Here is a 13,102-nt window from a genome sequence, read left to right on the forward strand (position 1 = left end):
CGCCGGCGTTCTCTGATCTTCTCAATGGGAGTCTCCGTCACGGAAATCGGGCCAGAACCACAAAAAGGTAGCTCACCAAAACTCGTGCCCTTTTACTACCGTTAGTTGAAGAACTGCGCGAACCGCGGGTTCTTACATCAACAAGCCTTCGAACTCGCCGCTGCGGTTCAGGTATGAACAAGGTAGGGAAAATGCGCAAGGTTAGTTTGCTCGCGTCCGCTGCAGCAGTAGCTGTCGGTGTGGCAATGATCGGGACGTCTGCGGCCTCAGCAGCGCCGGGAACGATTCCTGGTCACGGACTGTTCGACGTGCCGTGGGAGGTGTTGCCGGGAACGTACACGACGTCTGGGCCCGTATCAGCTGACATGCCGTGCATATACGGCCGAGCGAAAGTCGACGGCGATGGTGAATTGAATGTCCTCGAGTTCGAAAGCACCCTCGAACCGGCGACAGTCACGATTCTCTTGACGGATTCTCGCTTCACCACCGCATATTGCGCTGATTGGAAGCGAGTGTCGTCAGTCGGATCGTTGGATCTCGGATCACTTTTCGGGTCATAGACGTCGCCGCTCTGATTCCAGATGGGCCTCTGGCCGTGGCCACGGACCTCTGCTATCTCGGCTAACGCTCGCCTCGCGGATGTGCTCGTTCGTCTCGAGTTTCCGACCACTCGTCGCATGAGTCCATGACCAGGGACTTTAGCCCTCGGTAATTACCTACCAATCGGTATATTCTGCGAAGGTACGGACTTCGTGAACCGATGTGAGTTGGCTCCGGGGGACGTGCCGGCCTCGCAGGACCGCCCGCAAAGTCAGCCCGGTGAGGCCACCGGAGTTCGCGCATTTCGACAGATTGCCGCTGGGTCCGTCCGCTACGAGGGGAGCGGACGGACCTGACAGCACGAGAGAGTGCCATGCCTGAACGTGGTCAAAGCAGAGTGGACGCGGGGATCATTGCCGTCGTCGCAGTCATCACCGGTGTGTTCGTCGCACTGACCGGTCACGGTCTGGTTGCAGCGCTCGCCACCGTAGTGGGCCTCGCGCTCGGAATGGCGATTGTGCGGTATCTGATCAAGGGCCGCTGATCACCGCAAGAGTTCAGCAGGTCGCGAGAATGTCTGCGATGGTGTCGTGTTCGGCTTGGGTGACCCACAAACCGTATGCCGCTTTGACTTCCACTTGAGCAGTCACGTACTGGCAGCGGTAGGCCTTGTTGGGTGGCAGCCAGGTCGCCGCGTCGGAATCCGACTTCTTCTGGTTCGTGGGCCCGTCGACAGCGCGCAGGTTTCGAGGGTCGTTGGCCAGATTGGTTCGCGTCTGTGTATCGAGCTGTTGTGCGCCCTTCTGCCAGGCGTCCGAGAGTGCGACTACATGATCGATCTGGACTGCAGAAGACGTGTCCTGGCCGCGGGTGAACGCGATGGTCTTGTTCGTGTACGGGTCACGGAGCGTACCGGTTTGGACCGAGCAGCTTTTGGAGCCGTCCTTGAATGTCAGGTCGGTGAGGTCACGCCGCAGGATGTCGTTGCGAGTATCGCAGCCGTTGTGGCCGAATTCGACGGTGACGTCGTCGGTCCAGGCGGTACCGAACAGCGCGCGGTCGTATCCGGTCTTGGGTGCGCGTCCCTTGACGGGGATCTGTGCCAGCAGTTCAATTGCGGCGGACGAAGGAGCCGAGGCTTCGGTCACGACCGTCGTGGTGACACCGGATCCGATTCCCGAACCGAGAGAAGATGTTTCGGGCGCGTCGGCGTTGGAATTGGCGCAACCTCCCAGCACGATCACGGCAGCAATGCCGATGGTGACGCCGGTGATGCCGCGCCTGTGATGTGCCGTGCGTGCCATGTGTGAGAGTCCATTTCTGCGAGAGATGAACTACAAGTATGTCATTCACGACAATTCGGGCCTAACCGGCACTGTCTGTCAGTCCGGTCGAAGGAACCATCGAGTCACCGGGACCGAGACGAGGACCCGCGGACCTTCACGAGTTTCGTCTGCGGCATCCCAGCCGTCGTACTTCTCGCCGAAAAGTCTCAGGAGGTCGACGAATTCGCCGACATCGTGATGAATTGTCGCGAGGCCCTGTGCGACCCACGGGTCGCCAGCGGATCCGTCGACTGCCAACGAGACCCGAGGATCGTCCAGCAGGTTCCGAACCTTACGATTCTGCTCAGCGCTCGGTATCCAGAATGTGTTCTGATGCAGTAAGAACCAGACCGGAGTCGTGTGCGGCGAGCCGTCGCTTCGGAGGGTGGTCAACCACACGCAAGGAGCATCCGCGATAGTCACGGTCCCAGTATCGGCGCCGGCGCGAGGTTCACCAATCGAGTGTTCGGAACGAACAATGCCCGGCCCTCGCCGTTGGCGAGGACCGGGCATTGTCGGGAAGGGAGTGGAAGCGTCAGATCTCGATCTTGGGGGTCTGTTCGCCCAGCTTGTGGCGGGCCAGCGCCAGGTTCGCACGCGCACGGTCCAAAACGAGGTACACGAACAGCGTCGACAGTCCGGGCGTCTCGAGGACGCGAATGAGGTGGTACTGGTTGCTCAGGGTGATCAGGATGTCTTCCAGGGTGTCGGTAATCCTCAAGTTACTCATCGTGCGGAGCTTTGCTCGCACAACCTCGGAGTTGCCGGCGCCGGCGTACTCGAGGCTGAATGACGGGTTGCCGCTCATGCCGAGAACCATTCCGCTGTCGGCGTCGACGACGGCTGCACCGCTGGCACCGTCGATGCGCATCAATTCGCCGAGGATCTTGTCGATGTTGCTCATTGCTTCTCCTTGGTAGGGCCGAGTCGCGCGGGGCGACTCCAGGTGATGCTTCGGTGGTGAAGTCATCGGTACATTTCGAGGTGGAATCGTTGGTTGCGGCGTCGGGAGTGGGTCGGGCGGCAACTTTTCAGTTTGGGAGATTTGTGGGCTCGTTCCGTTCGGTGCAGATGGGCGGCCATTCGACGACTCGAATTCGTCGATGCGGTCTGCGGGTAGCCAGCCGTCTCCGGCGGGTGCGTTGAGTGGCCGTCTCGTATCCGTCTCGTAGTCCGGGGCCGGCGGCTGGAGTTGCGGATACACCGGTGCGGTCAGCGGTCGCTTGTACGGAATCGGCTGACCACCCGCGTCGGCGACGTTCGCGAACCAGGCGGCGTACCCGGGGTCGCTGCGATCGAGGTTTTGCCCGCGATCGTCGTCTTCCTCGCGGGAACCTCGTCGACGAAAAAGTCCCACTCGTTCCAGCCCCTTATAGACGAACTATTTCCGATCGGAGCGTTCCGGATGAACGCGGCAGACCGGACAATCCCACCCGTAGTTATTTTGCAGTTAAGTCACCGTAGCATGGGTTCGCGAACGGGGCATACAGTCCAATCCCGCAGTCGGGAGGGCGAGGCGCTCGGATTCGGCCGGATGCTCGGGCAATTGGCGCTGACGGGCGATGCCGGTCCGTTCGAACGCCAGTGGCCCTCTGGCATCCTTGAGGGATGAAGAAAACGATCACCGGGTTCATCGGTGCCTGCTCGCTGGTGGCGCTGGTTGCCTGCGGTTCAGACGGAGACAAGCCGACCGAGGTCGGAACACTCACTTCCTCTGCTTCGGCGACCACCACAGCGACGTCGACGACGTCATCCGAGGCTCCGGCGACGTCGTCGGAAATACCTACCGAGACCCCTTCGGTCGACTCGAGTGCTCCGGCTGAGGTCCCGTCCGACCCGAATGTGAGTTCGGCGCTGCCACGGACCTACGCGCAGGCGTGCTCCGACGTTCTCCGGTACCTCGACGCATACCAGCCGGCCATCGACGAGTCCGGAGAGGAAATGGGCATGACGCGTGAATCATTGGCAAACGACATGCTGACCTCCATCCAGGCTTATCCCGAATGGTCGAGCCTGTCTGCCGACGAGCAGGCCGAGGTCACTCGCGGATTCGCCGCAGCGACCGCGGGAAGTTGCTGACCTACTTTCAGAACAACGATTCCTGAATCGCCACGCCAGGGGACTCGAACTCGCCGACGGTGATGGTTCGACCGACCAGTCCGGACAGATCCGCGACGAAGCGTGGCGATTCAGGATCGGGGTCGATCCGCAGCGAGGCGATCGAACCGGCAAGGCCCTCCAGATACAAGGAATGTTCCCCGGACTCGAAAGTGTGCGGATACGCGATCAACGGTGCCGCATCGAAGACCACGTCAGCGCACGCCGGCGCCGTCCATTCTTCGGGAGCCTCCAGGATCTCGATTCCGTCGATGTCCGATCCGATGTCATTCAGCTCGTCTTTGATCGACGATACGAAGTGGTGCAACGACTTTCGTAGTTTCTCTCGATCCAAGGGGCCTGTCAACGCTTCGATCTTCCGAGACGTACGTATTGCCTGGCTCAAGTGGAAGTGCTCCGAAACTCGGGCTTCGAGGGCGCGAATGCTGTAACCGTCCGTCGACCGCGCTACGAACAATGCGCAGATTGCCCCTTGTTCGGCGACTCGCGGATGCTTGCGGAACTCGGACGCCGTCCCCACCTTCATCTGGCCGCCGGCGAATACGTCGACGTAGAGCCATTGTGGTTGTGCGAGGTAGGTACGCACATTCGGATGAATGTGCGCGCCGCTGACGTGTGCCTGATGAACCGTGGTGAACCCCTCACGATTTCGGCATCGGTCGCATTGGCGTCCTGCGGTGACCGTCGCCCCGCGGTCGCACGGCGAGTGTCCTGGACCTTCGGCGGTGAGATCTCGCCAGCCGAGGCAGCGGCGGCCCTTCGTCTCGTCGACGGAGAATCGCAGCACCGAGTCGTGAGTGAAGAAGGTCGTAGCGGAAGTGGTGTCGTCGACGCATCGGATCCGCGGTGCTGTCGGGTTCGACCAATCGATTCCGCGAACGAGCAGGGTCATGATGAAGTGTCGATTCCTTCTGTAGTTCGCAGGTCGACACCTATGGTAGTCACTGCACATGCGGGTCAGTGCAGTGGTTGTGCCCCACGTTGTTCGAGCATCAGCGTCATCAGCCCGGATTCCTGACTCTGGGTGTTGATCATGTCGCGGGCGGACTGTTTCACCGGCCCGCTCTCGAGTAGGGCGTCGGCGGCCTGCGCCATGGCGATCCCGCCACGGTGGTGGCGTTCCATCAGTTGAAGGAAATGGACCTCGGCGTCGAGCCCGCGAGCGCTGCTCAGTTTCTCGAGTTCTTCGGTCGTAGCCATACCCGGCATGGAGTCGGTCTCGGTGTCCAGCGTTGCCGGGTGATGACGAGAGTCGCCGGCGCCGCTCGGCGGCGCCTCCATCCACGCCATCGGCGTTCTACTGTTCGGCGGGACACCGGCCAACCTCAGCCAGCCGAGCATGACACCGATTTCCGTTCGTTGAACATCGTCGATCTGCTGGGCCAGTCTCGTCACCGCCGGGTCCACATCGGGACTCAGACGCGCGAGAATGAAGAGGGCCTGTTGATGGTGGGCCGCCATGTCGTGCACGAATCCGATTTCGGTTTCGCTCAGAACAGCTCTCTGCGTGTGGTTCTCGGGTGCGAACAGCGGACGTAGTGCTGCGCCGAGTACGAGCAGCATCAGTGCCGCGGCCACGAGTGCGACGGCTTTGACCGATCGCGGCGCCGTCATGATCCCACGGTCGTCTTCTGGTCAGCGGGTGGTGTGTAGACACCGTTTTCGAGTTGCATGGCAACAAAGCCGTTGTCGGCGCACGTCGCCCACAACGTGGCCCCTCGCCATTCGGGTGGGGAGAAACACCAATCGGTCGAGATGTCGCCGAGAGCGACCATGCCCGACCGCGAACTCAGTGCTTGGCCGGGGTCGAACTGGCCCTGCGCGATCGACTGCGCGATTGCCGGGGTGCTGAGAACGGGTACGCCGATGAGCGACGCGAGAGCGTGTGGCGAGTTGGCGAGTTCGAGATTGTCGCCGGTCCGAGCAGGTGGGTTGAAGTACGCAATTTCGTGGACGTCGAAGGGATCTCGAACATCGAAGACCCGAATCCCGCTCGAGATCCATCCACATGCCAGCGCCGTCGGGTCGACCGGGCGATCTGCCGAACAGTAGTGAGATTCGTACGCGAACAGCGATCCGCCGGCAGCAGACGCCAGCGCAGCGTCTTGATTCTCCGGCAGATTGATTTCGAGCTTCACCGAATTGACGACCGACGGTTCGTCGTCATCGGAGACGTCGATCAATTTGACTCCGCCGGAACCACCTTCGTCGACGGTGAACAGGTACGGCGAACCGTCGTAGGTGACCGGAATGCTGTGTTGGGTGGCCCAACCGTCGGTCCACGAGAGCTGGGACAGTTGGCGCACCCGAGGATTCGGGACCCGGCGCTGAACCTCACTGATGTCGAGGACATGTATTCCGCCGAGATTGTTCGACAAGTACATGCGATTTCCGTCGGGACTGATTCCGAAGCCGTGCGTCGACAACCCGATGAGGTCCTGCCAGACGACGCGTGGGTTGGCGGGATCGGTGAGATCGACGGCGCTCACCACGCCGGGAGCGGTGCCGGAAGACCAGTAGGTGTTCCCGTCCGGTGAAAATCCTCCCTCGTGATTGGTGATGGGCAGCAGCATCCCCAGATCGGTTCCTGGTCCGGGGTTGAGTAGTTTCGGGTGCGCGCAATCGGAGATGTCGTAGACCGACATCAGGCCGACGCCGGTCAAGAGCGGAACGCCCGTGCCCACCAGCAGCTTTCGCGCGGTGTTGACCTTGAGGCTCTCCCACGTTCCGGCCAGCATCGCGGGTTCGGTCAGCGTGGCGGTGAGAGCGGGATTGGCAGGATCCGATACGTCGAGAACTTGGACGCCCTGTGCGGGGCCCAGGAGGTTCCCGGGGAAGAAACTGCCGACGTACGAGCAGTGTTCGAAGTTGGTGGACGTGATCCCGCCGCCGCGACCCGAGTAGCCGCCGATCTGAGACATGTTGCAGCTGTAGCCGTCTCGGCTGCGTCCGCTGTTTCGGTCCTCGGCCGGAACATCACCCTGCAACCCGGTCTCGGGCATCGATCCCGGGCCGCATTCGGCGCGGCTTGCGGCGGTGGAAGCGACACCCGGATTCTCGTGGATCGAGCCCGGGGCAGTGGCGGGCTCAGCCGACGCGACGCACACGGGAAGGACGGTGATCAAGGCGACGAGTGCGATGGCAGATCTGGTTCTGATGGTCGTGAACGATTTCATCGAGTCCAACTCCCGGTGCGGGATTGCCTTTCGTATCTCACGGGCAGACGTATCTCACGGACAGGCAGCACGGAGGGCAGGCGCGTGTTCGAGCGCTCACGACGATCGGGTCGGGGTGTGAACCGGTGTCGGGCCGCAACCAACCGGACAATGCTGTCCGGTTGGTATCGTAGTGTGCGTGACATCGTCTGGCCGCGTCAATAGCGGATCTCTCAACAGAGGGCCGAGAGATGCGGCGCGCAATCGTGCGGCACTCGTCTCAGCAGCTCGTGAGGTGTTCGCCACTCAGGGTTTTGCTGCTCCGCTCAGCCTGATCGCCCGCACGGCCGGCGTCGGTCAGGGCAGCCTCTACCGGCACTTTCCCACTCGCGAAAGCCTCGCACTCGCGGTGTTCGACGAGAACATCGTCGAGCTGCAAGATATGGCTGCCGATCCGGATTCGACTCTCGACGATCTTTTTCGTTTGTTGGTAGACCAGATCACCACCTCCATCGTGTTCGTGGAGGTCATCAAGCCCGTCTCCTTCGGCGACTCTCGACTGAATTCGGCCGGCACACGTTTGACCGATCTCCTCGAAGGACGCCTCGAGGGGGCGCGTCGAGCTGGGAAGATCCGTGAGTCCGTGACTGCTGAGGACGTGATCCTGGCGATCGCCATGTTCGCCGCGATCATGGAACGGACTGCCGAGAGCTCGCGAAAAGAAGTCGCACACTCGGCGTGGAACCTTCTTGTGCAGGGACTGGCCGGGCCGGCAGCGGCGGGCTGAGTCGCGTTCGCCTCGCGTCTCGAGGTGATCGCCTAGGCTCGTGGCATGGCTATTGTCTGGACAGTTCCTCGCGCTATCGGCTCCACTTTGCTCGTTGCTCCGTTGATCAAGGAGTTCCTTGTCGAGGGTGACGGCACCCTCGATGCAAAACTGACTGCGGTCGGTACGGTCTCTGCCTCTCTCGAGAAGCAAGTCGGCCGCACGTTCACCTCGATCAGCGCTGCTTCGGCGGCAATCTTTTCCGGTGCTGCCGGTTCCACCAGCGTGCCAGACGCACTACGTCTGGCCGTGATGCGCACTCTGTCCACCGAGGTCGTCGTCAGGAAGCCCGCTCCGCAGCCGTTCTCCGAGAAGGTCGGGAAGAGGCTGGGGCAGTATGTCTTTGCTTTGCGTGACCCGCGTAACGACCAGGTGTTCCATGTCGGGCACGGCACGGGAAATCAAGTATTCGCGCCGGTATTCGAAGCGCTCGGTGAACTCGCGAACCTCGAAGGAGCGGACGCTCCGGCCGAGTCGAATGCTGCTGTGACGGCAGCCAAGATCGCTCGGATCCGCGAGATCTACGACGCAGGTTCGGCGGTGGAGCACTTCGTACTCCTCCGCTCGGTCTCTGCCGCCACGGATTCGGCCGCCACTACCGACGAGGTCGTCCGCGGCATCGTGGAAGCCTTGCGGATCACCGACGCGGGAGAGGGTCTGACCAATCTCGCAGGCGATACCTCGGACAAGGACGCCCGAGCGACCCGCGTCGAGGAACTCGCATTGCGCTACTCGGCTGATCCCGCGCCGGAACTCCCGACGCCGAGCATCGTCCTCCACGTACCGGCCTCCGCCCGTCCGGGAGCAACGCCGGAAGAGATCTACGAACTCGCGCGCGCCGAGTGGTCTGCCGGTGCGGCCGTTCGTGCCGAGATCGGAATCCCCGTTCTGGTGTTTGCCGACAGCATCATTCGTGGTGCCTTCCGTGCTCAGTCATGGGAGGTGTCCACCCGCAATGCCGACGGAAGCCAACTGTGGCGGTTCAACGGAACCGTCGACGACGAGCTTGCTGCCAAGTACGTCGGAACCGAGGTCACCCCACACAACGTCGGACTGAAGAAGTGGCCCGTCAGTGGTTGGGTCACGAGGTTGACTACCGCCCGTCCAGGTGCGGTCATGCCGGGACCTCGTAAGTCCAAGTAACGCAACAACTTCAGGTAGAAGGCATTGTGGGGGCGGGATCCGTTCGGATCCAGCCCCCACAATATCGTTGCCCGGGGTTGTCAGCCGAGCAATCCGCTTCCCAGATAGTCGTTCTCGGTGCATCCCGGCGGAATGAGATACACCGCAGAACCGATCGGCGTCGTCCACTCGTTGAGTGCGTCGAAGTCACTCAATCGCTGTTGGACCGGTAGATATTGCTCGGCGATGTCCCGTTGGAATGCTGCGAAGATCAATCCCGAATTCGAGGTCTGCTCGCTCTCGGGTGCGTCGTCGTAGTTGTATGCCCGACGGAAGAACTGCTCCTTCTCATGCGTCTGGTGGGCTCGCGCGATGTGTGATCCTGGCGGGATCACCGGAATGCCGAACTTGTCCGTGAGTGTGAAATCCGCTTCGTCGAATTCGTTGGTTCCGTTGAGCGGAGCGCCATTGGACAACGTGCGCCCCATCGTGAGTTCGCGCCCCGAACGGTCGAGTTCGTCCCAGGTATCCATTTCCATGCGAATGCGTCGCAGTACCAACGAGGTTCCGCCCGCCAGCCACGACTGACCCGCGCCGTCGTGCCAGATCAGTGAATCGAAATCCACTGTTCCCGGAGCAGGATTGACGGTCCCGTCCACTTGGCCCATGAGATTGCGCATCGTGGTTCCCTCAGGCGTGGTGCCGCGAGCGTTGCGGAATCCCTTTTGCGTCCACCGGATGGTCGTCAGTGATCGGACGTTCTTGGTCAGAACTCGCACAGCATGAGCAATGGTCACCGGATCGTCGCCACAAATCTGCAGCAACAGGTCCGACCCGCCCCATCGGTCGTCAAGTCGGTCGATCTCGTAGCTCGGCAACGGCTCGAACCAGTCCGGTTGACGTGCTTGCAATCCCAGCTTGGTGAACAGGCCAGGACCGTAGCCGACGGTCACCGTCAAGCGGGCCGGATCCACGGCCAGTTCCCGTTCGGTGTCCGCCAACGCCGGGTTACCGGCGGTCAGCCGTGACGCATCCTCGGACCACATCTTCATGATCCCGACGACCACAGCTCGATCGGCTCCAGGCAATAGGTCGAACCCGATGAACGTGCCGTGCGCTTGCGGAGTGGTGGCGATCCCAGCTTGGTGGACGCCGTAGAACGGTTCCACCAGCTTGCCTGCTTGCTGCTCGTGTTCGCTGCGCTCCACCACTGTGGTTGCGCCCCAAGTTATTCCCGCGACGCCGAGCGCGGCGGCGCCTCCTCCGAGAAGGCGCCGCCGGCTGAGTGCTCGGCTGGGCGGGTTCGTGTTCTCAGCCACCGTGATTCGGGTCGTAGTTCTCCTGATTACCGGAGAAGTCGCGAATCTGGGCTGTGAACGTGGTGCTGGAACCGTCGTCGTAGATCAAGGTGAGGTCGGTTTCTGCGCCCGGGAGCAGTGGCGCGGACAGGTCCATGAACATGAGGTGGTCACCGCCCGGGGTGAGGGAGGCGGACCCGTTGGCAGGGACCAGGAAACCGCCGTCCTTGGGACGCATCGTCATCGTTCCGCCGTCGCCGGTCACGACTTCGTGCAGTTCGAGTCGAGACGACGCGGGGCTGGTGGCCGAGACCACGCGTACGTCCTTGTCACCGGAGTTGACGAGTTCGGCGAACGCCGCGCTCATTCCTTCCGGCGCGGCCTTGACCCATTGATCCTGAACTGTGATGGATTGTGCAGCTTCGGTTTCCTTGTCGGAGTTGGAAGAACAGCCGGTCAGGGCGAGAGCTGCGGACAGTGCAACAGCTGCGAATATCTTTGTGCGAACAGTCATGTGTGTCTCCGTAATTCGTGAAGTGTCAGGTGGTGGCACGGCGTTTGAACGCCGCAATGCACAGGTCGATCAGCAGGAATGCGAGAAGGCTGATGCCGAGTAGCGGAACGAACCAGCCGACCAACGCCGTGATCGCGACGAGAGCAACGAGGCCGACCGGGGAGAGGTTGCGGATTCCGCCGCGGGCAGGAACCCGGCCGACTGCCCAGTCGGAGCCACGAGTGGGGCGTCGGCGCCACCACATGATGTAGCCCCGAATGACCACGCTGACCAGTGCGAGTGCCAGTGCGGCGAGTGCGATCTGGTTGGCAAGACCGAACAGCAGGCCCATGTGGAGTTGGATTCCCCAGGCCGAAAGTTTGGCTGCGAGTGGCCAATCCGAGAACCACAACTCGTCGGTGACCTTTTGCGTCGCTCCGTCGATTGCGATGGTGTTGTTGCTGTACACCCAGGGCTGACGTGTCTGGGCGACGGTGAACGCCGTCTCGGCGTTCGCGGGTATCGATACTTCGACGGGACCGGTGATCCCGTTGTACCTGGCGATACCGAGGACGGTGTCGACGCGTCCGACGTTGGTGTCCGTCAGCGTGCCGGTGGCGGCGGGGGCCATGTCGTGACCCTCGTGCCCGCCTGTCGCCGGAGGGGGAGCGTCGCCGAGAGTTTTCACAACTGAGGGCGTCGTCCAACTCAACGCGGTTCTCAGATTGCTGACGTTCTCTCCGGCGTAGGTCGACCACGTGAGGCCGGTCGCCGAGAGGAAGACCAATGCAACTGCTATCCAGATGCCGACGACACCGTGCCAGTTCAGGGTCCGGCTTCGTCCGGTGGATGCTCGGTCGATCGTGAGCAGTCGAGCGTTCCGGGCGGTGCGGTAACGACGGAACCAGAGGTAGACACCGCCGAGTGCGACCACCCACATCCACGACGCGGCCAATTCGCTGTAGAGGCGGCCGGGTTCGCCCAGATGAAGGTGGCGATGCAGTTGGGAGATCCAGGTTCGCAGCGGCAGCGAACCACTGCTTCCGTAGACCGCCAACTCGCCGACCGGCTGTGCGAGTACCGGATCGACGAAGACGGCGAGCCTCTCCGATTCGCCCAGCGACGGATCGGTGAACAGGACTCGGGTGGTTTCGCCGGCAGCAGGGGACGGACGTACTGCCGAGACCGTCAAGTCGGGGCGGTACTGCTGAGCGGAACGGATCTGGTCGTTCAGTGACGCGATCTGTCCGGTGGTGTCGGTCTGGAGGTAGTCGCTGTAAACGAACTTCTCGATGGTGGGTGCCATCGCGTAGAGGCCACCGCTCAAAGCGGCGATGAGGATGAACGGTCCGATCAGGACGCCGGCGTAGAAGTGCAGACGCAGGATCAGTGGTCTGGCGCCGCCAACCTGCTTCTTCGGGGGAGAACTGTCGTTGGACGCGCGCGTCTGTGCGCGCTCCAATTCGGGTGCGGACATGCGTGTACTCGATCCCGCTGTGCGCCTTTGTTAACCGCGGGCGGTTAATAAAGGCGCACAGCAAAGTGGCGCACGTAATCACGTGCGTGAAAGGAAAGGGGAGGTGAGTTACACGAATGCCGGTGGGCCGCGAGTGCCCAGGCCTGAGGTGAGAAGTTGACGTAGAACAACTTTGGCGCGGTATCGAGTACGTGCAGCGAACGGTGACGGTTCAGCTGCCCACGGGCGCAATAGAACGGCGACGATTGCCGCTACCGTCGATGCGGCCACGACGTATCCGCGTTCTGCGCCGCGGATCAGCACTGCGCACACTCCCACGGCAGCGATGTGTGCCGCGAGCATCGGAAGGGACAGGAGCAGGCCGTGTTGATGATCCGAAGCGATGGTCAACGTCGCGTGACCGATGGCCTGGCCCGCAGCGAGCATGAGGGCGAGCAAGAGCGCGGGGGAGCGACGGGTGTCGATGGACGTGACCACCGCGCCGACGCTCGCGCAGGCGAAGATCAGCAACACGACAGCGCTTTCGGACGGGGCCATGCCGCCACCACCGAGCGCGTGGGCTGCGACGGAAACCGCGCCGGAGGTGCCGCCCACGAAAGCACCGCGCAGCTGCGCGACATCTTTCGGACCCGGCGTCATACGCGAAAGGATACAGGCGCCTACTACCGGGCTTAGTAGGTGATCGGTCGGGATCGTTTCGGTGGCCGACCGACGAACGCGTTAGGTGGGGGATTTGTCCGATTCGCCA

14 protein-coding genes and 1 pseudogene are annotated in these 13,102 nt (G+C 62.2%); 5 read left to right on the top strand and 10 right to left on the bottom strand.

What is annotated here, in order from left to right; all coding sequences use genetic code 11:
* Positions 1 to 191 precede the first annotated feature (191 nt).
* Together RhoBH5_RS13725 and RhoBH5_RS13730 are read left to right on the top strand one after the other, a co-directional pair.
* Positions 192 to 560 (top strand): hypothetical protein, encoded by a 369-nt coding sequence (locus RhoBH5_RS13725; RefSeq protein ID WP_029537646.1) that lies wholly within the window; start codon positions 192 to 194, stop codon positions 558 to 560.
* A 353-nt stretch (positions 561 to 913) separates the two neighbouring features.
* Complete coding sequence (locus RhoBH5_RS13730; protein ID WP_007734610.1) at positions 914 to 1,084, top strand: hypothetical protein; 171 nt, start codon at positions 914 to 916, stop codon at positions 1,082 to 1,084.
* A gap of 16 nt (positions 1,085 to 1,100) precedes the next feature.
* Here the strand turns inward: RhoBH5_RS13730 and RhoBH5_RS13735 are convergent.
* The 3 genes and pseudogenes from RhoBH5_RS13735 to RhoBH5_RS32585 form a co-directional block, all read right to left on the bottom strand.
* A pseudogene (locus RhoBH5_RS13735) lies at positions 1,101 to 1,844 on the bottom strand (HNH endonuclease family protein); the annotation flags it as partial.
* 78 nt (positions 1,845 to 1,922) lie between these two features.
* Positions 1,923 to 2,288 (bottom strand): pyridoxamine 5'-phosphate oxidase family protein, encoded by a 366-nt coding sequence (locus RhoBH5_RS13740; protein WP_232319051.1) that lies wholly within the window; start codon positions 2,286 to 2,288, stop codon positions 1,923 to 1,925.
* A 112-nt stretch (positions 2,289 to 2,400) separates the two neighbouring features.
* Positions 2,401 to 3,222: a roadblock/LC7 domain-containing protein gene (locus tag RhoBH5_RS32585; RefSeq protein ID WP_333482247.1), complete on the bottom strand. Its 822-nt coding sequence runs from the start codon at positions 3,220 to 3,222 to the stop codon at positions 2,401 to 2,403.
* Positions 3,223 to 3,473: 251 nt separating this feature from the next.
* On the opposite strand from RhoBH5_RS32585, the gene RhoBH5_RS13750 reads away from it, so the two are divergent.
* Positions 3,474 to 3,944 (top strand): hypothetical protein, encoded by a 471-nt coding sequence (locus RhoBH5_RS13750; RefSeq protein ID WP_003945723.1) that lies wholly within the window; start codon positions 3,474 to 3,476, stop codon positions 3,942 to 3,944.
* A 7-nt stretch (positions 3,945 to 3,951) separates the two neighbouring features.
* Here the strand turns inward: RhoBH5_RS13750 and RhoBH5_RS13755 are convergent, their stop codons facing one another.
* The 3 genes from RhoBH5_RS13755 to RhoBH5_RS13765 form a co-directional block, all read right to left on the bottom strand.
* Positions 3,952 to 4,875, bottom strand: coding sequence for a DUF2797 domain-containing protein (locus RhoBH5_RS13755; protein ID WP_270008418.1), 924 nt, complete (start codon positions 4,873 to 4,875; stop codon positions 3,952 to 3,954).
* A 65-nt stretch (positions 4,876 to 4,940) separates the two neighbouring features.
* The gene (locus RhoBH5_RS13760; protein ID WP_054187968.1) at positions 4,941 to 5,597 is read right to left on the bottom strand and encodes a DUF305 domain-containing protein; all 657 of its coding nucleotides are present in this window, start codon (positions 5,595 to 5,597) and stop codon (positions 4,941 to 4,943) included.
* A complete protein-coding gene (locus RhoBH5_RS13765; protein ID WP_270008419.1) occupies positions 5,594 to 7,159 on the bottom strand; it encodes an LVIVD repeat-containing protein in 1,566 nt (521 codons plus the stop codon). The genes RhoBH5_RS13760 and RhoBH5_RS13765 overlap by 4 nt, the downstream gene beginning before the upstream one ends.
* Positions 7,160 to 7,337: 178 nt before the next feature.
* On the opposite strand from RhoBH5_RS13765, the gene RhoBH5_RS13770 reads away from it, so the two are divergent.
* Positions 7,338 to 7,925 (top strand): TetR/AcrR family transcriptional regulator, encoded by a 588-nt coding sequence (locus RhoBH5_RS13770; protein WP_270008420.1) that lies wholly within the window; start codon positions 7,338 to 7,340, stop codon positions 7,923 to 7,925.
* Positions 7,926 to 7,970: 45 nt separating this feature from the next.
* Positions 7,971 to 9,107: a GIY-YIG nuclease family protein gene (locus RhoBH5_RS13775; protein WP_047269279.1), complete on the top strand. Its 1,137-nt coding sequence runs from the start codon at positions 7,971 to 7,973 to the stop codon at positions 9,105 to 9,107.
* An 80-nt stretch (positions 9,108 to 9,187) separates the two neighbouring features.
* Here RhoBH5_RS13775 and RhoBH5_RS13780 read toward each other — a convergent pair whose 3' ends face one another.
* The 4 genes from RhoBH5_RS13780 to RhoBH5_RS13795 all read right to left on the bottom strand — a co-directional run bounded on the left by RhoBH5_RS13780 (position 9,188) and on the right by RhoBH5_RS13795 (position 12,993).
* On the bottom strand, positions 9,188 to 10,405 hold the full coding sequence (locus RhoBH5_RS13780; RefSeq protein ID WP_270008421.1) for a Dyp-type peroxidase: 1,218 nt from the start codon (positions 10,403 to 10,405) through the stop codon (positions 9,188 to 9,190).
* Positions 10,398 to 10,898 (bottom strand): copper chaperone PCu(A)C, encoded by a 501-nt coding sequence (locus tag RhoBH5_RS13785; RefSeq protein WP_228401951.1) that lies wholly within the window; start codon positions 10,896 to 10,898, stop codon positions 10,398 to 10,400. The genes RhoBH5_RS13780 and RhoBH5_RS13785 overlap by 8 nt, the downstream gene beginning before the upstream one ends.
* Positions 10,899 to 10,923: 25 nt before the next feature.
* A complete protein-coding gene (locus tag RhoBH5_RS13790; RefSeq protein ID WP_007734624.1) occupies positions 10,924 to 12,354 on the bottom strand; it encodes a PepSY-associated TM helix domain-containing protein in 1,431 nt (476 codons plus the stop codon).
* Between the two features lie 108 nt (positions 12,355 to 12,462).
* The gene (locus RhoBH5_RS13795; protein ID WP_270008422.1) at positions 12,463 to 12,993 is read right to left on the bottom strand and encodes a hypothetical protein; all 531 of its coding nucleotides are present in this window, start codon (positions 12,991 to 12,993) and stop codon (positions 12,463 to 12,465) included.
* Positions 12,994 to 13,102: the final 109 nt, after the last annotated feature.

The sequence above is a fragment of the Rhodococcus sp. BH5 genome, assembly GCF_027583855.1.
Taxonomy (GTDB): Bacteria; Actinomycetota; Actinomycetes; order Mycobacteriales; family Mycobacteriaceae; genus Rhodococcus_F; species Rhodococcus_F qingshengii.